Source organism: Mycolicibacterium pyrenivorans, from assembly GCF_025821625.1.
In the GTDB taxonomy this organism is placed as follows: Bacteria; Actinomycetota; Actinomycetes; order Mycobacteriales; family Mycobacteriaceae; genus Mycobacterium; species Mycobacterium pyrenivorans.
In genome coordinates this window covers 12,980-34,786 of record NZ_JACKSH010000125.1, presented here as the reverse complement: position 1 = coordinate 34,786, position 21,807 = coordinate 12,980, and the positions used below count along the sequence as shown (strand labels likewise).

The 21,807-nt window shown below is 68.2% G+C and carries 10 protein-coding genes and 2 pseudogenes; 10 read left to right on the top strand and 2 right to left on the bottom strand.

Annotation, left to right across the window (positions count from 1 at the left end):
• The first annotated feature begins 29 nt into the window (after positions 1 to 29).
• From H7I57_RS16075 to H7I57_RS16050, 6 genes and pseudogenes are all read left to right on the top strand, one after another.
• Positions 30 to 1,583, top strand: coding sequence for an AMP-binding protein (locus H7I57_RS16075; protein WP_264024610.1), 1,554 nt, complete (start codon positions 30 to 32; stop codon positions 1,581 to 1,583).
• 66 nt (positions 1,584 to 1,649) lie between these two features.
• Positions 1,650 to 2,839, top strand: a pseudogene (locus H7I57_RS16070) (amidohydrolase family protein).
• 32 nt (positions 2,840 to 2,871) lie between these two features.
• Positions 2,872 to 4,308: a FadD3 family acyl-CoA ligase gene (locus tag H7I57_RS16065; RefSeq protein WP_264024623.1), complete on the top strand. Its 1,437-nt coding sequence runs from the start codon at positions 2,872 to 2,874 to the stop codon at positions 4,306 to 4,308.
• A gap of 159 nt (positions 4,309 to 4,467) precedes the next feature.
• On the top strand, positions 4,468 to 5,370 hold the full coding sequence (locus H7I57_RS16060; RefSeq protein ID WP_264024609.1) for an Rv1363c family protein: 903 nt from the start codon (positions 4,468 to 4,470) through the stop codon (positions 5,368 to 5,370).
• Positions 5,367 to 6,014 carry a hypothetical protein gene (locus H7I57_RS16055; RefSeq protein WP_264024608.1) on the top strand — a complete coding sequence of 216 codons (648 nt, stop codon included), beginning with the start codon at positions 5,367 to 5,369 and terminating at the stop codon, positions 6,012 to 6,014. Before H7I57_RS16060 ends, H7I57_RS16055 begins: the two co-directional genes overlap by 4 nt.
• An 18-nt stretch (positions 6,015 to 6,032) precedes the next feature.
• Positions 6,033 to 6,710, top strand: coding sequence for an IspD/TarI family cytidylyltransferase (locus H7I57_RS16050; RefSeq protein WP_264024607.1), 678 nt, complete (start codon positions 6,033 to 6,035; stop codon positions 6,708 to 6,710).
• On the opposite strand, the gene H7I57_RS16045 is transcribed toward H7I57_RS16050, so the two are convergent.
• Complete coding sequence (locus H7I57_RS16045; protein ID WP_264024606.1) at positions 6,676 to 7,395, bottom strand: IspD/TarI family cytidylyltransferase; 720 nt, start codon at positions 7,393 to 7,395, stop codon at positions 6,676 to 6,678. The genes H7I57_RS16050 and H7I57_RS16045 overlap by 35 nt on opposite strands.
• Before the next feature lie 116 nt (positions 7,396 to 7,511).
• Between H7I57_RS16045 and H7I57_RS16040 the strand changes: the two genes are divergently transcribed.
• Positions 7,512 to 8,723 (top strand): low temperature requirement protein A, encoded by a 1,212-nt coding sequence (locus tag H7I57_RS16040; protein ID WP_264024621.1) that lies wholly within the window; start codon positions 7,512 to 7,514, stop codon positions 8,721 to 8,723.
• On the opposite strand, the pseudogene H7I57_RS16035 reads toward H7I57_RS16040, so the two are convergent.
• Positions 8,720 to 9,984, bottom strand: a pseudogene (locus H7I57_RS16035) (MFS transporter). The gene H7I57_RS16040 and the pseudogene H7I57_RS16035 sit on opposite strands and share 4 nt — an antisense overlap.
• 333 nt (positions 9,985 to 10,317) lie before the next feature.
• Here H7I57_RS16035 and H7I57_RS16030 point away from each other — a divergent pair.
• The 3 genes from H7I57_RS16030 (at position 10,318) to H7I57_RS16020 (ending at position 21,788) form a co-directional block, all read left to right on the top strand.
• Positions 10,318 to 11,055, top strand: a complete 738-nt coding sequence (locus H7I57_RS16030) for a MerR family transcriptional regulator (RefSeq protein WP_264024605.1) — start codon at positions 10,318 to 10,320, stop codon at positions 11,053 to 11,055.
• A gap of 84 nt (positions 11,056 to 11,139) precedes the next feature.
• Entirely contained in the window at positions 11,140 to 11,865 is a 726-nt protein-coding gene (locus tag H7I57_RS16025; RefSeq protein WP_264024603.1) for a DUF1906 domain-containing protein, read from the top strand.
• Positions 11,866 to 12,389: 524 nt separating this feature from the next.
• Entirely contained in the window at positions 12,390 to 21,788 is a 9,399-nt protein-coding gene (locus H7I57_RS16020; RefSeq protein WP_264024601.1) for a type I polyketide synthase, read from the top strand.
• The last annotated feature ends 19 nt before the right edge of the window (positions 21,789 to 21,807 follow it).

The window sequence follows — 21,807 nt, the reverse complement described above, 5'->3', positions numbered from 1 at the left end:
GCGTCCGTAACGGGAGGTGTGCGGCGGAGATGCGAAGGATCCCTGCTGAGCTGGTCGAGCTCTATGAACGGCAGGGCTGGTGGACCCGCGAGACCCTCGGTGAGCTCCTCGCGGCCGGACTGAAAGACAACCCGGACAGCGGCTTCTACGTCCACTCGGCGGTGCGCCCATATGCCGGGACCTTCCGTGAGGTGGAGCGCGACGCTCGCCGGCTGGCCGCCGGTCTGCAGGCCCGCGGCGTGGGCGCCGGCGACGTCGTCGCCCTCCAGCTGCCCAACTGGCGCGAGGCCGCCGTCACGTTCTGGGCGTCGGCCTTCCTCGGCGCGGTGATCGTGCCCATCGTGCACTTCTACGGCCGCAAGGAACTCGCCCACATCGTGGCGACCGCGCGGCCACGAGTCTTCATCACCGCCGACGAGTTCGGACGGATGCGTTTCCAGCCCGACCTCGTCGCCGACGTGCCCATCGTGGGCCTGGTCGGCACCCCGTCGTTCGACGATCTGCTGGCCGACGAGCCTCTCGAGGGGACGGTCGCCGCCGATCCCGCCGGGCCTGCGCTGATCGCGTTCACCTCGGGCACCACCCGGGATCCCAAGGGCGTGATCCACAGCCACCAGACGCTGAGCTTCGAGACGCGCCAGCTGCTCGAGAACTACCCGCCCGACCGGGGTCGTCAGCTGACCGCGACCCCGGTCGGGCACTTCATCGGCATGCTCGGGGCGTTCCTGATACCGGTCCTCGAAGGCGCCCCCATCGACCTGTGCGACGTCTGGGATCCCGGCAAGGTACTGCAGCTCATGGAACGCGAGGGTGTGTCCGTCGGCGGTGGGCCGCCGTACTTCGTCACCAGCCTGCTGGACCATCCCGACTGCCGGCCCGAGCACGTCCGCCGCTTCACGACCGTCGGCCTCGGCGGGTCCACGGTTCCCGCGGCGGTGACCCGGCGGCTGACCGACCTGGGGATGTTCGTATTCCGCTCCTACGGCAGCACCGAGCACCCGTCGATCACGGGATCCCGCCCGAGCGCACCCGAAGAGAAGCGGCTGTTCACCGACGGCGACCCGCGTCCGGGGGTCGAGGTTCGGCTCGGGCCCGACGGCGAGATCTTCAGCCGCGGACCCGACCTGTGCCTGGGTTACACCGACGACGAACTCACCGCCGCCTCCTTCGACGATGAGGGCTGGTACCGCACCGGCGACATCGGCGTAGTCGACGAGGACGGTTACCTGACCATCACCGACCGCAAGGCCGACGTCATCATCCGCGGCGGCGAGAACATCAGCGCGATCGAGGTCGAGGAGGTGCTGCTCGCCATGCCCGCGGTCGCCGAGGCGGTCGTCGTCGCCGCGCCGGACGCCCGGCTGGGGGAGCGCACCGCCGCGGTGCTGCGCGTCCGTGACGGCCATCCGATGCCGTCGCTGGACGACGTCCGCGCGCATTTCCGGGAGTCCGGGGTGGCGGCCCAGAAGTGGCCGGAACAGCTGCATCAGGTCCCCGACGGGCAGGACTTTCCGAGGACGGCGAGCGGCAAGGTCCAGAAGTACCGGGTGCGCGAACACGTCCGCCAGGCGATCGCCGAGTAGCGACCCGGTCGTTGCGGCCCGCTGATAATGAGAATACGATTCTCCCGATAGGAAAAAGAGTCTTTCATGGGACAACTGTCGCACCGGGTGGACATCCCGTTCCCGCTGTTCGATGCGGACAACCACCTGTACGAGCCGCCAGAGGCGATGACCAAGTACCTCCCCAAGGAGTACAAAGACGTCGTGCAGTACGTCGAGGTCAACGGACGCACCAAGATCGCGCTGAAGGGCAGATCAGCAACTACATCCCCAACCCCACCTTCTCGGTGGTCGCGAAGCCGGGCGCGTGGGAGGAGTACTTCAAGTACGGCAACCCCGACGGCAAGAGCAAGCGCGAACTGTTCGGCGAGCCGATGAAGGCCATCCCGGCGTTCTTCGAGCCCGAGCCGCGCATCAAGGTGATGGATGAGCTGGGCATCGAACGGAGCTTGATGTTCCCGACGCTGGCCAGCCTGATCGAGGAGCGGCTGTCCGACGACCCCGTCGCCATCCACGTCATCATCCACGCGCTGAACCAGTGGCTCGACGAGGTGTGGGGCTTCAACTACCAGAACCGCATCTTCACCACCCCGGTCATCACGCTGCCGATCGTGGAGAAGGCGATCGAGGAGCTGGAATGGGCGGTCAAGCGCGGCGCCCGCGCGATCCTGATCCGCCCGGCTCCGGTGCCCGGCTTCCGCGGCCCGCGGTCGTTCGCGCTGCCCGAGTTCGACCCGTTCTGGGAGCGCGTCGTGCACCACGACGTATTCGTCGGGATGCACTCCAGCGACAGCGGCTACTCCCGCTACACCTCCGAGTGGGACGGCGCCGCCCAGGAGATGCTGCCGTTCCAGACCAACGCGATGTCGATCCTCAACGAGTGGCGCCCGATTCAGGACGCGGTGGCCTCCTGGGTCATCCACGGCGCACTGTTCCGCTTCCCGAAGCTGAAGGTCGGCATCGTCGAGGCCGGGTCGAAGTGGATGTTCCCGCTGCTGGACTCGATGGCCGAGGTCTACAAGAAGGCGCCCGAGGCGTTCCTCGGCAACCCGATCGAGGAGATCAAGAACCGCATCTACGTCAGCCCCTTCTACGAGGAGGGCATCGACGACCTGATCAACCTGATCGGTGTGGACCAGGTGCTGTACGGGTCCGACTGGCCGCATCCTGAGGGTCTGGCCGAGCCGACCCACTACGTGACTGCGCTCGAACACCTCTCGGTGGAGGATCAGGCGAAGATCATGGGCGGCAACCTGGGTCGCCTCGTCACTACGTGACGTACCAGGCCCGCTGGGACACCATCCCGGAGATGGTGTCGAGCGCGGCGGACCGGTTCGGCGACGCGGAAGCGGTCGTCGACGGCCCGCTGCGCCTGTCCTTCAGTGAGTTGGTCGAGCGAATTCACTGCGCCGCAGGGGCATTCGCTGACCTCGGCATCGCGAAGGGGGAGCGCGCCGCACTCTGGGCGCCCAACAGCGCCGAGTGGATCATCGCCGCGTTCGGCTTGATCACCGCAGGCGGTGTGCTGGTGCCCGTCAACACCCGGTTCAAGACCGACGAGGCGGCCGACATCATCAGCCGCAGCGGGGCCAAGGCGGTGTTGGTGCAGCAGGGCTTCCTCGGGGTCGAATACACCGCCCCCGAAGGGGTCCCGGTGATCGACGTGAAGTCCGATTTCCTGGCCGGCGGCGGGCCGTTCATTCGACCGGTCGACGGCGGCGACATCTCCGACATCATCTTCACCTCAGGCACCACCGGTCGGCCCAAGGGCGTGATGATGAACCATCGTCAGAACCTTCGCCTGTACGAAGAGTGGTGCGACCTGGCGGACCTTCGTCAGGGTGACCGCTATCTGATGGTCAACCCGTTCTTCCACACGTTCGGATACAAAGCGGGCCTGATCGCGTCGTTCATCCGGGGCGCGACGATGCTGCCGGTGCCTGTGTTCGACGTCGATCGCGTCGTGGAACTCATTGCGGCAGAACGAGTCACGATGCTGCCCGGGCCGCCGACGCTGTATCACTCCCTGCTGGGTGTGGACGACAAGGCGAAGCTTGCCACGCTCCGTGCCGGTGTCACGGGCGCGGCCGACATCCCGGTCGAGCTCGTGCGGCGAGTACACGAGGAGCTTCCGTTCCAGACGCTGGCCACGGGCTACGGGCTCACCGAGGCGGGCACGGTGACCTTGTCGCGGCCGGGGGACTCGTTCACCGACATCGCCACCACTGCCGGCGTGGCCTGTGACGGCGTGGAGATGCGCATCGCCGAGGACGGCGAGGTGCTGGTGCGTGGCTACACCGTGATGCAGGGCTATCTGGACGACCCCGCCGCGACCGCCGAGGCGATCGACCCCGACGGCTGGTTGCACACCGGTGATCTGGGCACGCTCGATTCGGCAGGCAGGCTGCGGATCGTCGGCCGCAAGAAGGACATGTTCATCGTCGGGGGGTTCAACGCCTATCCCGCCGAGATCGAAGGCTTCCTCCTAGAGCACCCGCAGGTGGCGCAGGCCGCGGTCATCGGGGTGGCCGACGAACGGCTGGGCCAGGTCGGCAAGGCGTTCGTCGTCGCCGAGACCCCGGGGCACGGATTGGACGGCTCGCTGACCGCCGAGGAACTGATCGCATGGAGTCGCGACCGAATGGCCGGTTTCAAGGTGCCGCGGTATGTAGAGTTCCTCGACGAGTTGCCGTTGAACGCCACCGGCAAGGTGATGAAGGACAAGCTGCAACACAATCACCGCTGAGCAATCCCACAGCGTGTAAATAGCATTTCCGCAGCGCCCTTTGCTCGGGCTGCGCGGCGACGGGTATCGTCGCGTCAATACTCAAAAAAGAAGAATGCCATTCTCAGTAACGCACATGCGCACATGCGCACTGGCGCGTGACAATGCAAGGAGGTCGGTGTGCCGTCTTTCAGGCGCCGTGACTCGGTGATCGACGCCGACCGCGTCGAGCAACCGCCGCAGGGCGCCGAGCATGCGGCGGATCCGCAGCAGGCCCGCGCGCTCGCCGAGGAGGCCGAAGCGGAGGCCGCCGAGGCCGAGGCGATGGCTGCTGCGGCTCGCGCACGAGCGCGCGCGCTGCGACTTCGTCGAGAAGCCGAAGACGCCGCCGTCTCCGAGAAGCAGGTGTCCGACAAACCGAACGTCGAGGTCGAACCGGAAGCCACCGACGGCGAAGCGGCCGTCGCCGAGCCGCCGGCCGAAGCCCCAGAACTGGTCGAACTGGACGACGCGGGGATCGACGAGGCCGACGAGGACACGACCGCCGACGATGAAGGTGGGACCGAACCCGCCAGGTCTCGTTGGCGCAGGCTTCCCCGGCCGGGCTGGAAGGCGCTCGCCGCCGCGGTGGCGGTCCTGTGCACGGTGGCGCTTCTGGCCGTGAGTGGATACATGGCCTGGACCCACCGTGAGGCGCAGAAACTGCAGCAGCAGAACGCCGAGTACACCGCCGCGGGTCGGCAGAGTGTCGTGACCTTGATGTCCCTGGACTTCAACAAGGCAGAAGAGGGCGTCCAGCGCATCATCGACAACGCGACCGGGCAGTTCAAGACCGACTTCGAGCAGCAGGCGACCGACTTCGTCCAGGTGGCTCAGGAGTCCAAGGTCATCACCGAGGTCACGGTCAACTCCGTGGCCGTCGAATCGATGTCGGACGACAAGGCCGTCGTGCTGGTCGCCGCATCCTCTCGAGTCACCAACTCCGCAGGGGCCAATCAGGAACCACGTACGTGGCGGCTCAGCGTGGACCTTCAGCGGGAGGGCGACCAGATCAAGATGTCGAAAGTGGAGTTCGTCCCGTGAGCGCTGATGGCAAGAACACCGAACCCGACGAGGTGACGGCCGCCGACGGGGCCGACGACACCGTCGGCGAAGAGCCGGACGCTGCGCAGCCGACCGGTGTGGAGCCCGAGACCTCGACCGACATCGAGTCCGCCGGCACCCGCCGCTCGCGGCGCGGCGGCCGCGCGCTCGTGGGCGCGGTCGCGCTGGCTGCCGCACTGCTCGCGTCCGCGGGACTGGCGGGCTGGCTCTACGTCAGTCAGTACCGGCCCGACCAGCAGACCGATGCCGCTGCGTCGAAGGTCGCGCTCGACGCCGCCACCAGCGGGACCATCGCCCTGCTGTCTTATTCGCCCGAGTCTCTCGACCAGGACTTCACAGCCGCCAAGGCGCGGTTGACCGGTGATTTCCTCTCGTATTACACGCAATTCACCGAGCAGATCGTCACGCCGGCGGCCAAGGAGAAATCCGTCAAGACCACGGCGTCGGTCGTCCGGGCCGCGGTGTCGGACATCGAGCCCGATTCCGCCGAGGTGCTGGTGTTCATCAACCAGACGACCACGAGCAAGGAGAATCCCGACGGGGCGTTCGCGGCGAGCAGCGTCAAGGTGGGTCTGACGAAGGTCGACGGCGCCTGGCTCATCGAGTCGTTCGATCCGGTGTAGCGGTATAACCTCAGCGCCGTGAGTGTGGCGGCGATCGTTCCGGTGCCCGCCCGGTTCGCCGAGCGCCCTGCGGCGGTGCTCGCCGCCGTGGCCGGCCTGTCACCGCTGGAAAGGGTCGTCCGCAGCCTCACGGAGACCGCCGACGTCGTGGTCGCGGTGGCCGAACAGCTACGCGAGCCCGTGCGCCGAGCCCTCGCGGGCCAGGAGTTCTCCGCCGTGCGGATCGCGGTCGCCGAGTCGCCCGGAGAGCGGGCCCAGTGCGTCGCGGCGGGGTTGCGAGAGCTCGCAGGCCGCCCGCACGTCGTGCTGCACGACATCGAATGGCCGCTGGTCGGGGCCGATGTTCTCGACCGAATTGTGGCGACGTTGCGCGACGGTGCGGTCGCGGTCATGCCAGCCCGCCCCGTCACCGACAGCGTCAAGTCGGTCTCCGCGGAAGGGGTGGTGACGGCGACTCTGGACCGCTCGCAGCTCCGCACCGTGCAGTATCCCCGCGGCTTCACCGCCGACGCCTTGGCGTTGCTGGTGGCACAGAGCGATTCGGCGCCGTTCGACGAACTCGAGGCGGCGCTGTCGACGGGAACAGAGGTGACCGTGATCGACGGGGACGACGCTGCGTTGAGCGTCGAGTTGCCGCGCGACACCGACTATCTGGCCGCCATCATCGAGGGGCGGCAGGACCTGATCGCTGATTGAGAAGACGTTGCGCGACAGCGACATCCCGCCCGTAGGTGACCTTGAGGTTGGCGGCATCTCCGGGGAAGGTACGCACCTGCACAGCGGCGTACCGCTCGATGCACGACGATGTGTCGGTGCCCTCGAACCCGTCGCGGTCGGCGCTGCGGTAGGCCTGCAACAACTCACGGGCGCGGAACGCCTGCGGTGTCTGCACTCTGACCAGTGGCCCCTGATCGGCAAGGGATTCCAGGCCCGTCGCACCGACCCGGGCAACGCCCGCGATGGGAAGGGCGGGCAACGCACCGCCGCACTCGCGTGCGATCGCGATCGCGCTGCCGAACATCTCGGGTCCCGCGAGCGGGCGGGCCGCGTCATGGATGGCGACCACGTCGACTGCCCCGGATTCGATGTCGGTGGCCAGATACCCCAGCACGTTGGCCTCAGAGGCGTGTCTGGTCGCACCGCCCTCGACCATTTCCACCTGTGCGGCTGGAAGTTCACGCTGCACGCTGTCGCGGGCAAGCGCGAACTCGCCGCGGCGGAACACCAGAACGGTGCGTGCGACATCCGGGTGCTGCGAGAGCGTCTGCAGCGACCAGATCAGCATGCTGCGTCCGGACAGCGGCAGGTAGGCCTTGTTCCCGTCGGCGCCCACCCGGGTGCCCAGACCGGCGGCCAACACCACACCGACCGCCATGCCCATGGACGAACAGTATCGCGGCGGGTGTCAGCGGTAGCGTCGACGACCGGCATGAAAGGGGACGGTCGGTGACCGAAGGAGCGCAAGGGCCTGTCAGCCAGGCACACCGGTTCCGGCGGATGGCCGGACGGGATCCGCATGAGTCGAATCGGGCGGCGACGCCACTGGAACTGCTGTTCGATCTGACGTTCGTCGTGGCGTTCGGCATCTCGGCCTCACAGGTCGCGCATGCGCTCGCCGGCGCTCACGTGGCCGCCGGCTTGGCGGCGTTCGCCTTCGCGATGTTCGCCGTCTGCTGGGCGTGGATCAACTTCAGCTGGTTCGCCTCGGCCTACGACACCGACGACTGGATCTACCGCCTGACGACCATGCTGCAGATGGTCGGCGTGATCGTGCTGGCGCTCGGGCTTCCGCAGCTGTACTCATCGATCGAACACGGCGGCCACGTCGACAACAGGGTTGTCGTCGCGGGGTATGTGGTGATGCGGACCGCGATGGTCGCTCAGTGGTTGCGCGCCGCGAGGCAGGACCCGCCGCGGCGCAGGGCCTGCCTGACCTACGCGCTGTGGATCACCGTCGCCCAAATCGGCTGGGTCGCGGCGATATTCGTCCACACATCGGTTCTCGTCACCGCGGCGATCGTGCTCACACTGGTGCTCGTCGAGATGTTGGGGCCGTTGATCGCGGAGACCCGGCAGGGCGGCACCCCGTGGCATGCCCATCACATCGTGGAGCGATACGGGCTGTTCACGATCATCGCCCTCGGTGAGGGTGTGGTCGGCACCGTCGCCTCGCTGTCGGCGGTGGTGGGGGAGCAGGGATGGTCCGTCGAGGCCGTGTTCGTCGGCGTCGCGGGCACGGGCCTCACCTTCGGCATGTGGTGGACGTATTTCGTTCTCCCGCAAGCCGACATCCTGCACGCCCGCCGCGAGCGATCGTTCTGGTTCGGGTATCTGCACATCCTGGTGTACGCCTCGATCGTGGCCACGGGCGCCGGACTGCACGCGGCGGCGTACTACATCGAGCACCACACCGAGTTGGGGTCGGTCGCCACGGTGCTCTCCGTCGTCATTCCGGTCGGCGTGTACATCGTGATGGTCTACGCGCTCTACGCGGTCATGACGCACAACTCCCCCGTGTTGCACGTACTGCTGCTCGCCGGTGTCGCCGCGGTGCTCGGTCTGGCCGTGCTGCTGGCCGCCAACGGCATCTCGATGGCCACCTGTCTGCTGGTCGTGACGCTGGCTCCCGTGGTGTCGGTGGTGGGTTACGAACTGCGGGGTCACCGCCATGCGGCGCGGGCGGTGGCGAGAACCGGAAGTGAGGCTTAGCGTTCGAGCGGTCCCGCGCCCTCGAGCAGTATTCGGTCGTTCTCCAGTTTCAGCAGTGTGCGGGCCTTGCGCCGGGTGATCAGGATGCCGATGACGGCCAACGTCCAGACGGCGTACTGAAGCGTCCACGCCAACCGGAAGGACTCGAACGTGATCCCTCCGGCGGCTTCCAGGATCATCCCCATCGCCTGCATGAGCAGCAGTGATGCGATGAACCCGCCCATGTTGACCATGCCCTGCGCGGTGCCCAGCGTGGCGCTGGGGTTGAAGGTCCGCGCGAAGTCGAAGCCGACCATCGACCCCGGGCCGCCGACCGAGATCACCACGACGAGGATCACGAGCAGCCACAGCGGCGCCCTGCCGGGCAGCGCCAGCACCACCGTCCACACCAGCGCGTTGCTCGCGATGATGGCCAGAACCAGGCGGGAGCGTCGATGGGGGTGGCGCCCCGTGACGATGCCGATCAACACCCCCGCGGAGATCGCGGCGACCACCGACACGGTGAGCAGTGTTCCGGCCACTGCCGACGACACGCCCTGGGCCACCGTCAGTAGGGCACACCCCACATCAGCGCGAACACGGTCACCGAGAACTGGGTGCCCATGTGGGTGAAGAAACCCAGCCGCGTTCCTGGGCGTAGCCAGACCGTTTTGACACTGGTCAGTGTCTCCCGCACCGACATCGTCTCGACCGCGACCACGCCGCCGTTCGGGGTGTTCTTGACGACGAGCAGCGTCAGCAGGATCGCCACCACCCCCAGCGCCGACACCGATGCGTAGGCGATCGACCACCCGGAGGCGGAGAGCACGGCGAGGAACGGCACCGCCGACAGCACCTGGCCCAGCTGTCCGCAGATCCCCGTCAGCTGCGTCACCAGGGGAACCCGGTGCGGGGCGAACCAGTGGGGAACGAGTCGCAGCACCGAGATGAACGTCACGGCGTCCCCGAGGCCGACGACGGCGCGTGCGCCGATGGCCGCAGGCAGGGATTCGGTGAGTGCCAGCACGAGCTGACCCGAGGCCATCAGTCCGGCTCCCGCCACGATCAGCGCCTTGGACCCGAACCGGTCGAGCAGCAGCCCGGCGGGCACCTGGGCGCTTGCGTACACCACGACCTGGAGCACGACGAACGTCGACAGCAGGGTCGGGCCCGCGCTGAAACGGTCCGCGGCGGCGAGGCCCGAGACGCCCAACGTGGTCCGGTCCAGAACTGCCACGATGTAGGCGAGAAGCCCGGTCGCCCAGACGATCCACGGACGCACGCGGTACCTCTCCCACTTTGTCTTAATGTCCTGCAGTTTCAGGGCCGGCAATCCATACTCCCGCACAGCCGGGTGCCGACGCCAACCGGCGCGGGCCGGCGAAGATGTCGCGAGATCCGGCCGAAGTTGGCTGAGACTGCACTGCCCCGTCGGGTAGGTCATCGGTGCCGCAGTATTCGTGCAGATGGTGACGCACGAATGCACCTACTATCGGCTTCATGGGTTGGGGACCTTTGCTTCGCTCACGCGGTTGCCTGCGGGATTACAGTGGGTGCATGTGCTCTCGCGCACGCGCACCGGTCCCCCTCCCGAGGGATGGGGGAGCGCGTCGCCGTGGCTGAGTACCGGCTGCAGGACCTGGCGCGGGTGTCCAAAGTCAGTGCCCGCAACATCCGGGCCTACCGGGAGCGAGGCCTGCTCGACCCGCCGCGAAGGGTCGGCCGGTCCGCGCTGTACGACGACTACCACCTGTCGCAGCTCAACACCATCAGTGAGCTGCTGCGTCGAGGCTTCACCTCGACACACATCGCGGACTTCTTCACGAGCATGCGCCAGGGGACGGACCTGGCCGACATCCTGGGACTGCAGCGGGCTGTGCTGGGACCGCGCACCGACTCGGAGAGCGACGGGGAGCCGCTCACCCTGACCGCCGACTCCGAGGAGGCCCGCAAGCTCGTCTCGTACGGGATGGCCGAGATCGTCGGGGGGAAGGTGGTGATGGTCGACGGAACCGCCGGCGACATCCTCACCCGGTCACCGGATCGCCTGCTGTACGTGCGGGCACTGCTGAGGTTCGTCGAGGCCGCCGACGCCTCGCTCGACGACCTGGCGAAGGCGTTCGTGACGAGCCTGACCGAGTTGTACCGGGCGCGGGTGGGCACCAACTACCTCCCCAAGCCCGAGGAGATGGACGAGCTCCGCCAGGTCGTCCAGGACTACCGGGTGCTCGGGGAGAAGGCGATGGCTGCCCGCTTCGATCAGGCCACCCGTCGTTTCATGGTGGCCTCGGCATCCGAGTACACCGCCGGGATCCTGCTGAGCGGCGAATGGGAGCCGCACGAGGACCCGTGAGACCCGTGCTGGGGGAATTTTTGATACAGATGTGACCAGTGGCGTTGGCGTTAAAAGTGATGTAGCTGTCGTACCCTGTGGCTCGTGTCGATGTCCCGGCGCGATGTGCTCAAATATGCCGCCGCAGCCACGCCCGCGGTCTTCGGCATGGGCGCGTTGTCGTCGGCAGTCGGCAGGCCCACGGCGACCGCCGCACCACTGGGAATCCTGCTCGACTACGCCGCCGGCGTGATCAACGCCGTCGACCTCCGCGCCGCGGGCGCGATCGGGGCCATCCGGTACGTTTCGGACCGGCGCCCCGGCGGCGCATGGATGCTGGGCAAGCCGATCCAGCTGGCCGAGGCGCGCGATCTCTACCAGGGTGGGTGCAAGATCGTCTCCTGCTATCAGTACGGCAAGCAGGACACCGCTGACTGGTTGGCCGGCGAGCCCGCAGGAATCCAGCACGCGCAGCGCGGCTGGCAATTGCACACCGCCGCGGGTGGCCCCGTCGGCGCGCCCATCTACACCTCCATCGACGACGACCCGACGTTCGAGCAGTACAAGCGCCAGGTAGCGCCGTATCTGCGCGGCTGGGAGCGGGTCCTCGGGCGGCAGCGGGTCGGCGTGTACGCGAACTCCAAGACCATCGAGTGGGCACTTCAGGATGGCCTCGGGTCGTATTACTGGCAGCACAACTGGGGCTCGCCGGGACGCGTCGCGCACCCCGCTGCCCATCTCCATCAGGTGGAGATCGACAAGCGCAAAGTGGCCGGGATAGGCGTCGACATCAACCACATTCTGAAGCCGCAGTTCGGCCAGTGGGACTAGGACTTACTGACCAGTAAGTTTTTGCAGCAAACTAGGACACATCGCGAAAACACGTGACAAGACAGTTGCGGGTACGGTGTCCACCATCCGGACCGCGGAGACCGGCGAGTTGCGAACGCAAATTTTCAGATAACGATTGTGTAACAATACTGCCTTGATCTGCACTTCTATCCTACTCGACCGTAACCACCTGCATGCAGGACGTTTGTCCCGGATGGGTTTGAGCGCTTGCGAACGGCGCGTTATGCAAAGTCTGTTACCCATGCGTAGAACTCGCCAGTAACCATTCGGAGCGCGAAAATCGTACAGTCTCTTATGACACTCTTAGTACGGCTGGAGTGTCCACCGCGACCCGCTGGGATGCGTCGGAGTCCGCGAGATTCCTGACGGCACCTGGGTCGCGACCGAGACCAGCCGGATTCGACGCCGAATCGCAACGGCCGCACCCGGTGCAGGCCGGCGCCCACGACAGCCCACGACGAGCGATACGCGCGGAACCGCGAAACTGAGGGAGACAACAAGACGTGACGATCAACGACCAGCAGCGTGCCACCACCTCTGCAGACAACGGCTCCGACACGGGCCGGGCCTACGAACCGCTGACAGGGACGCACGCACTCGTCGATCGACTCCATTCCTGCGAGCCCTACGCCGTGGCCTTCGGCGGCCAGGGTGGCTCCTGGCTGGAGAACCTCGAGGAGCTGGTCAACTCGGCCGGTATCGAGTCCGAGATCAGTCAGCTGGTCGCTGAGGCCGAGTTGCTGCTGGAGCCGCTGGCGCGCGAGCTGGTCGTGGTGCGCCCGATCGGCTTCGAACCGATGACGTGGATCCGCGCGCTGGCGGCAGACGAGCCGTTGCCCGCCGCGAAGGACCTCACCACCGCCGCGATCTCCGGACCGGGAATCCTGCTCACCCAGATGGCGGCCATGCGCGCGCTCAGGCGCCAGGGTCTCGATCTCACCGGTCACCCGCCGGTCGCCATCGCCGGGCACTCGCAGGGCGTCACCGCCGTCGAATCGCTCAAGGCGCACGGCACCCGCGACGTCGAGCTGCTCGCCATCGGTCAGTTGATCGGCGCGGCAGGATCGCTGGTCTCCCGCCGGTGCGGCATGGTCGGCCGCGGCGACAAGTCGCCGATGGTGTCGGTGACCAACGTCGACCCCGCGCGCGTGGCCGAGCTCCTCGACGAGTTCGCTCAGGACGTGCGCACCGTGCTGCCGCCCGCCCTGTCCATTCGCAACGGCAGGCGTTCGGTGGTCATCACCGGCACCCCCGAGCAGCTCGCCCGATTCGAGCTCTACTGCACCAAGATCACCGAGAAGGAAGAAGCCGAGCGCAAGAACAAGACGCGCGGCGGGGCGATCTTCCGCCCGGTGTTCAGCCAGCTCAACGTCGAGGTCGGGTTCCACACGCCGCGGCTGTCCGGTGGTGTCGACCTCGTCAACGAGTGGGCCGCGCGTACCGGTCTCGACCACGATCTGACGCGCGAGCTCACCGAGATCATCTTCGTCAGGCCCGTGGACTGGGTCGCCGAGGTCGAGGGCCTCGCCGCCGCGGGCGCCAAGTGGATCATCGACCTGGGTCCCAGCGACACCGTGACGCGCCTGACCGCGCCGGTGATCCGCGGACTCGGCATCGGCATCGTGCCCGCCGCCACCCGCGCCGGGCAGCGCAGCCTGTTCACCGTCGGTGCCGCCCCGGCGGTCGCCCCGGCCTGGTCGAGCTACGCTCCCAAGCCGATCACGCTGCCCGACGGGTCGGTCAAGGTCTCGACCAAGTTCACCCGCCTCACCGGCCGGTCCCCGATCCTGCTCGCGGGCATGACGCCGACGACGGTCGACGCCAAGATCGTCGCCGCCGCAGCCAACGCCGGTCACTGGGCCGAGCTCGCCGGTGGCGGTCAGGTCACCGAAGAGATCTTCGATGCGCGCATCAAAGAGTTGACGGAGCTCTTGGAGCCGGGCCGCGCCGTGCAGTTCAACTCCCTGTTCCTCGATCCGTACCTGTGGAAGCTGCAGGTGGGCGGCAAGCGGCTGGTGCAGAAGGCCCGCCAGTCCGGTGCGCCGATCGACGGGGTGGTCGTCACCGCGGGCATCCCCGACCTCGAAGAGGCCGTCGACCTGATCGAGGAGCTCAACTCCGTCGGCATCAGCAACGTGGTTTTCAAGCCCGGCACCGTCGACCAGATCAAGTCCGTCATCAAGATCGCGACGGAGGTCCCCAACAGGGACGTCATCGTCCACATCGAGGGTGGCCGTGCCGGCGGACACCACTCCTGGGAGGACCTCGACGACCTGCTCCTGGCCACCTACGGGGAGCTGCGCAAGTACACCAACGTCACGATCTGCGTCGGCGGCGGCATCGGCACTCCCGAACGCGCGGCCGAATACCTGTCCGGTGACTGGGCCAAGCAGTACGGATTCCCGTCGATGCCGGTCGACGGCATCCTCGTCGGCACCGCCGCGATGGCCACCAAGGAGGCGACGACGTCGCCTGCGGTCAAGCAGATGCTCGTCGAGACCACCGGCACCGACACCTGGGTCGGGGCGGGCCGGGCCATCAACGGCATGGCCAGCGGTCGCAGCCAGCTCGGCGCCGACATCCACGAGATCGACAACACCGCGTCACGCTGCGGCCGCCTTCTCGACGAGGTCGCCGGTGACGCCGACGCCGTCGCCGAGCGCCGCGCCGAGATCATCGCCGCGATGGCCGACACCGCCAAGCCGTACTTCGGCGACGTCGGCGACATGACCTACCTGCAGTGGCTGCAGCGCTACATCGAGCTGGCGATCGGAGACGGCGACAGCACCGCCGACACCGCGGCGCCGGGCAGCATCTGGCTGGCCGACACCTGGAGGGAACGCTTCGAGGAGATGCTCAAGCGCGCCGAGTCGCGGTTGCACGAGAAGGACTTCGGGCCGATCGAGTCGCTCTTTGACGACAGCCCGGAAGGTCAAGCGCTGCTTGACAATCCGGCCCAGGCGATTGCCGAACTGCTGGCTCGTTACCCCGACGCGGAGACGGTCAGGCTGCATCCGGCTGACGTGCCGTTCTTCGTGACGCTGTGCAAGAAGCCGGGCAAGCCGGTCAACTTCGTCCCGGTCATCGACAAGGACGTCCGGCGCTGGTGGCGCAGCGACTCGCTGTGGCAGGCACACGACGCCCGCTACTCCGCCGACCAGGTGTGCATCATCCCCGGAACCCAAGCCGTCGCGGGCATCACCCGGGTGGACGAGCCGGTCGGCGAGCTGCTGGACCGGTTCGAGCAGGAGATCATCGACCGCGTGGTGGGCTCGGGAGCCGAGCCCGTCGCCGTGGTCTCCCGCCGTCAGGCGCGCGCCGACGTCACCGGACCACTGGCCGTCGTCCTCGATTCGCCCGACGTGCTCTGGGCGGGACGCACCGCGATCAATCCCGTGCACCGCATCGGTGAGCCGGGCGAGTGGCAGGTCAACGACGTGCCGGGAAAGCCCAGCGCCACACATCCGTCCACGGGTGCCCGGCTGGAGCTGGCGGGGGATTCCGTCACGCTGAGCGTGCCGCTGTCCGACATCTGGATCGACATCCACTTCACCCTGCCGTCCTGCACGGTCGACGGCGGCATGCCGATCGTCACCGTCGAGGATGCGTCCAAGGCGATGCGCGCGGTGCTGGCGATCGCCGCCGGTGTCGAAGGGCCCGAAGCGCTTCCGCCGGTGAACGACGATACCGCGGACGGGAGGAGCGATCAGGGCACCGCGGACGGGAGGAGCGATCAGGGTACCGCGACGGTCACTGTCGAATGGGATCCGGAGAAGGTCGCCGACCACACCGGTGTCACCGCGACGTTCGGTGCGCCGCTGGCGCCCGGCCTCACCCTGGTGCCGGATGCCCTCGTCGGGCTGTGCTGGCCTGCCGTGTTCTCGGCGATCGGGTCGGCGCTCACCGACGACGGCTTCCCCGTCGTGGAGGGGCTGCTGAGCCTGGTGCACCTCGACCACGCGGCTCACCTGATGCAGGCGATGCCGACGGCCAAGTCCGAATTGACCGTCACCGCAACCACTTCGGCGGCCACTGACACCGAGGTCGGACGCGTCGTCCCGGTCACCGTCACCATCAGGGAGACCGGCGGTGACGCGGTGCTGGCCACGCTGGAGGAGCGCTTCGCGATCCGCGGCCGGACCGGTGCGGTCGAGCTGACCGATCCGCCGCGGGCCGGCGGTGCCATCACCGACAACGCCACCGACACTCCGCGACGCAGGCGCCGCGACGTCGTCGTCACGGCACCGGTCGACATGAGTGCGTTCGCGGTGGTCTCCGGTGACCACAACCCGATCCACACCGATCGGGCGGCCGCGCTGCTCGCCGGTCTGAAAACACCGATCGTGCACGGCATGTGGCTCTCGGCGGCGGCTCAGCACGCCGTCACCGCCACCGACGGCCGCGCGACCCCGCCGGCCCGCCTGGTCGGCTGGACGTCCCGCTTCCTGGGGATGGTGCTGCCCGGCGACGAGATCGAGTTCCGGGTCGACCGCGTCGGCATCGACCGCGGCGCCGAGATCATCGAGGTCACCGCGAAGGTCAACAACGAACTGGTGATGGCGGCGACGGCCCAGCTGGCTGCCCCCAAGACCGTCTACGCGTTCCCCGGCCAGGGCATCCAGTCCAAGGGCATGGGCATGGACGTGCGGGCCCGGTCCAAGGCAGCGCGCAAGGTCTGGGACTCGGCGGACAAGTTCACCCGCGAGACGCTGGGCTTCTCGGTGCTGCACGTGGTGCGCGACAACCCGACCAGCCTGATCGCCTCCGGCGTGCACTACCACCACCCCGAGGGCGTGCTCTACCTGACGCAGTTCACCCAGGTCGCGATGGCCACGGTGGCCGCAGCCCAGGTCGCCGAGATGCGTGAGCAGGGCGCGTTCGTCGAGGACGCGATGGCGTGCGGCCACTCGGTCGGCGAGTACACCGCGCTGGCATGCGTCAGCGGTGTCTACGAGCTCGAGGCCCTGCTGGAGGTGGTGTTCCACCGCGGGTCGAAGATGCACGACATCGTGCCCCGCGACGCCCAGGGCCGCTCCAACTACCGGCTCGCGGCCATCCGCCCGTCGCAGATCGACCTCGACGATGACGACGTGCCCGCCTTCATCGACGAGATCTCCGAGCGCACAGGCGAATTCCTGCAAATCGTGAACTACAACCTGCGCGGCTCGCAGTACGCGATCGCCGGCACGGTCCGCGGTCTCGAGGAGCTGGAGGAAGAGGTCGAGCGCCGCCGCGAGATCAGCGGCGGCAAGCGGTCGTTCATCCTGGTGCCGGGCATCGATGTGCCGTTCCACTCCTCGGTGCTGCGGGTCGGCGTCGCCGACTTCCGGCGCGCCCTTGAGCGGGTCATGCCGCGCGACGCCGATCCGGCGCTGCTCGTCGGCCGCTACATCCCGAACCTGGTGCCGCGGCCGTTCACCCTGGACCGCGACTTCATCGAGGAGATCCGGGACCTGGTGCCCGCCGAGCCGCTCGACGAGATCCTCGCCGACTACGACACCTGGCGGAACGAGCGGCCGCGCGAGCTGTGCCGCAAGATCGTCATCGAGCTGCTGGCCTGGCAGTTCGCCAGCCCGGTGCGCTGGATCGAGACCCAGGATCTGCTCTTCATCGAGGAGGCCGCAGGCGGTCTCGGGGTCGAGCGGTTCGTCGAGATCGGCGTGAAGTCCGCGCCGACCGTCGCGGGCCTGGCCACCAACACGCTCAAGCTGCCGGAGTACTCGCACAACACCACCGAGGTGCTCAACGCCGAGCGCGACGCCGCGGTGCTGTTCGCCACCGACACCGATCCGGAGCCGGAATTCGAGGAGTCCGCAGCGGACCCGGCGCCGGCGGCCGAGACTGCGCAGGCGCAGGCCGCCCCGGCCGGCGCTCCGGGGTCCAATGTCGCGCCCGGCGGCGCTCCGCGCCCCGGCGGCGCTCCGGGGTCCAATGTCGCGCCCAGCGGCGCTCCGGGGTCCAATGTCGCGCCCAGCGGCGCTCCGCGCCCCGACGACCTCGGATTCGACGCGTCGGACGCCACCATGGCGCTCATCGCGCTGTCGGCCAAGATCCGCATCGACCAGATCGAGGCGCTGGACTCCATCGAGTCGATCACCGACGGTGCGTCCTCGCGGCGCAACCAGATGCTGGTAGACCTCGGCTCGGAGCTGAACCTCGGCGCCATCGACGGTGCCGCCGAGGCCGACCTCGCCGGCTTGAAGACCCAGGTGACGAAGCTGGCCCGGACCTACAAGCCATTCGGTCCGGTGCTCTCCGACGCGATCAACGACCAGCTGCGCACGGTCCTCGGGCCGTCGGGCAAGCGGCCCGCCTACATCGCCGAGCGGGTCAAGAAGACCTGGGAGCTCGGTGAGGGTTGGGCCAAGCACGTCACCGTGGAGGTGGCGCTGGGAACCCGCGAGGGAACCAGCGTGCGCGGCGGTGCCCTCGGCGGTCTGCACGACGGCGCGTTGGGGGACGCCGCCAGTGTCGACAAGGCCATCGACGCCGCGGTGGCCGCCGTGGGCGCCCGCCGCGGTGTGCCGGTGTCGCTGCCGTCCGCTGCCGGTGGCGGTGGCGGCGTCGTCGATTCGGCCGCCCTCGGCGAGTTCGCCGAGAAGGTGACCGGGCCTGACGGGGTGCTGGCCTCGGCGGCCCGCGCGATACTCGATCAGCTCGGCCACGGCCGTCCCGTTGTCACCCCCGAGCCGGCCGCCGACGCGGAGCTCATCGATCTGGTCACCGCCGAACTCGGTTCGGACTGGCCACGTCTGGTGGCGCCGGCGTTCGACAGCCGCAAGGCGGTGTTGTTCGACGACCGGTGGGCCAGTGCCCGTGAGGATCTGGCCAAGATCTGGCTGATGGACGAGGACGACCTCGAGGCCGACTGGGTTCGCCTGTCGGAGCGGTTCGAGGGTGCCGGACACGTCGTGGGCACCCAGGCCACCTACTGGCAGGGCAAGGCGCTGGCCGCGGGCCTGAACATCCACGCCTCGCTCTACGCCCGTGCCGCAGCAGGCGCGGAGAACCCGGGCAAGGGCCGCTACACCGACGAAGTCGCCGTCGTGACGGGTGCTTCGAAGGGTTCGATCGCGGCATCGGTGGTGGCTCAGCTGCTCGACGGCGGCGCCACCGTCATCGCGACGACGTCCAAGCTCGACGACAGCAGGCTCGGGTTCTACCGCAGCCTGTACCGCGACAACGCCCGCTATGGCGCTCAGTTGTGGGTGGTGCCCGCGAACATGGCCTCCTACAACGACATCGACGCATTGGCGGAGTGGGTCGGCGGCGAGCAGACCGAGAGCCTCGGACCGAAATCGATCCACATCAAGGACGCGCTCACACCGACACTGCTGTTCCCGTTCGCGGCACCTCGGGTGGCAGGCGATCTGTCCGACGCCGGGTCGCGCTCCGAGATGGAGATGAAGGTTCTGCTGTGGGCCGTGCAGCGGCTGATAGCGGGCCTGTCTCACATCGGCGCCGATCGCGACATCGCGGCGCGGCTGCACGTGGTGCTGCCCGGTTCGCCGAACCGGGGCATGTTCGGCGGTGACGGCGCCTACGGCGAGTCGAAGTCCGCGCTGGACGCGGTCGTCTCGCGCTGGAAGGCCGAGTCGTCGTGGGCGCAGCGCGTCAGCCTGGCCCACGCTCTGATCGGCTGGACGCGCGGCACCGGCCTGATGGGCCACAACGACGTCATCGTCGACGGGGTCGAGGAAGCCGGCGTGACCACCTACTCGACCGAGCAGATGGCGAGCATGTTGCTGGCCCTGTGCGACGTCGAGACCAGGGTCGCGGCCGCGCGGGAGCCCGTGCAGGCCGACCTGACCGGAGGTCTGGCGGAGGTCGACCTGGATCTGTCGGCGCTGGCCGCCAAGGCCCGCGAAGAAGCGGTGGCGAGCCCGGCCGAGGAGGCCACCGACGACGAGGTTCCCGGTCACATGATCGCGGCCCTGCCGTCCCCGCCGCGTCCGGCCACCCCGGCGCCCCCGCCGCCGTGGGAGGACCTCGACGTCGACCCTGCCGATCTGGTGGTCATCGTCGGCGGTGCCGAACTCGGACCGTTCGGGTCCTCGCGTACCCGCTTCGAGATGGAGGTCGACAACGAACTGTCGGCAGCCGGTGTTCTCGAGCTTGCGTGGACCACAGGTCTGATCAAGTGGGAGGACGATCCTCAACCAGGTTGGTACGACACCGAGTCCGGCGAGCTGGTCGACGAATCCGAGATCGTCGAGCGCTACCACGATGTGGTCGTCGAGCGGGTGGGCATCCGCGAGTTCGTCGGTGACGCGGCCATCGATCCGGATCACTCGGCGCCGTTGCTGGTGTCCGTGTTTCTGGACAAGGACTTCTCCTTCGTGGTGTCGTCCGAGGCCGACGCGCGTGCGTTCGTCGAATTCGACCCGGAGCACACCGTCATCAGCCCGGTGCCCGACAGCGCCGACTGGGCGGTCACCCGCAAGGCCGGTACCGAGATCCGGGTGCCGCGCAAGTCGAAGCTGTCCCGCACGGTCGGCGCGCAGATCCCGACCGGGTTCGACCCGCAGGTCTGGGGCATCACGCCGGACATGGCGAATTCGATCGACCGGGTGGCGTTGTGGAACCTCGTCGCGACGGTCGACGCGTTCCTGTCCGCCGGGTTCTCCCCGACGGAGCTGATGCGCTGGGTGCACCCCAGCCTGGTCGCCAGCACCCAGGGCACCGGCATGGGCGGGCTGACCTCGATGCAGACCATGTTCCACGGCAATCTGCTGGACGCGAACAAGCCGAACGACATCCTGCAGGAGACGCTGCCGAACGTCGTTGCCGCCCACGTGATCCAGAGCTACGTGGGTAGTTACGGATCGATGATCCACCCGGTCGGGGCATGTGCGACCGCGGCCGTCTCGCTCGAGGAGGGCGTCGACAAGATCCGGTTGGGCAAGGCCGAAGTCGTCGTCACCGGCGGATATGACGACCTGACATTGGAAGCCGTCATCGGCTTCGGTGACATGGCCGCCACCGCCGACACCGAGGTGATGCGGGCGAAGGGCATCAGCGATTCGCGGTTCTCCCGCGCCAACGACCGGCGCAGGCTGGGCTTCGTCGAGGCGCAGGGCGGCGGCACGATTCTGCTGGCCCGCGGCGACCTGGCCGTCAGGATGGGCCTGCCGGTGCTGGCCGTCGTCGCCTACGCGCAGTCCTACGGCGACGGCGTGCACACCTCGATCCCCGCTCCGGGGCTCGGCGCTCTCGGCGCGGGTCGCGGCGGCAGGGAGTCGGTGCTGGCCAAATCGTTGAACAGGTTGGGAGTCGGAGCCGACGACATCGCCGTCATCTCCAAGCACGACACCTCGACACTGGCCAACGATCCCAACGAGCAGGAGCTGCACGAGCGGCTCGCGGACTCGCTGGGTCGTTCCGAGGGTGCGCCGCTGTTCATCGTCAGCCAGAAGAGCCTCACCGGGCACGCCAAGGGCGGCGCGGCGGTCTTCCAGACGATGGGTCTGTGCCAGATCCTGCGTGACGGTGTCATCCCGCCGAACCGCAGCCTGGACTGTGTCGACGAGGAACTGGCGACCTCGGCGCACTTCGTGTGGCCGCGTGAGACGCTGCGACTCGGGGAGAAGTACCCGCTGAAGGCCGGTCTGGTGACCAGTCTGGGGTTCGGCCACGTGTCGGGAATGATCGCCCTGGTGCACCCGCAGGCGTTCCTGGCCGCACTGGATCCCGAGCAGCGCGCCGAGTACACCGCTCGGGCTCAGGAGCGCACGCTGGCCGGGCAGCGCAGGCTGGTGTCGGCGATCGCCGGCGGGCGGCCGATGTACGAGCGACCGGCCGACCGGCGCTTCGACCACGAGCATCCGGAGAAGGCGCAGGAGGCGGCCATGCTGCTCGACGCGGCGTCGCGACTCGGCGAGGACGGCGCGTACCAGCGGTGACCAGTGAGATAGCGTGCTG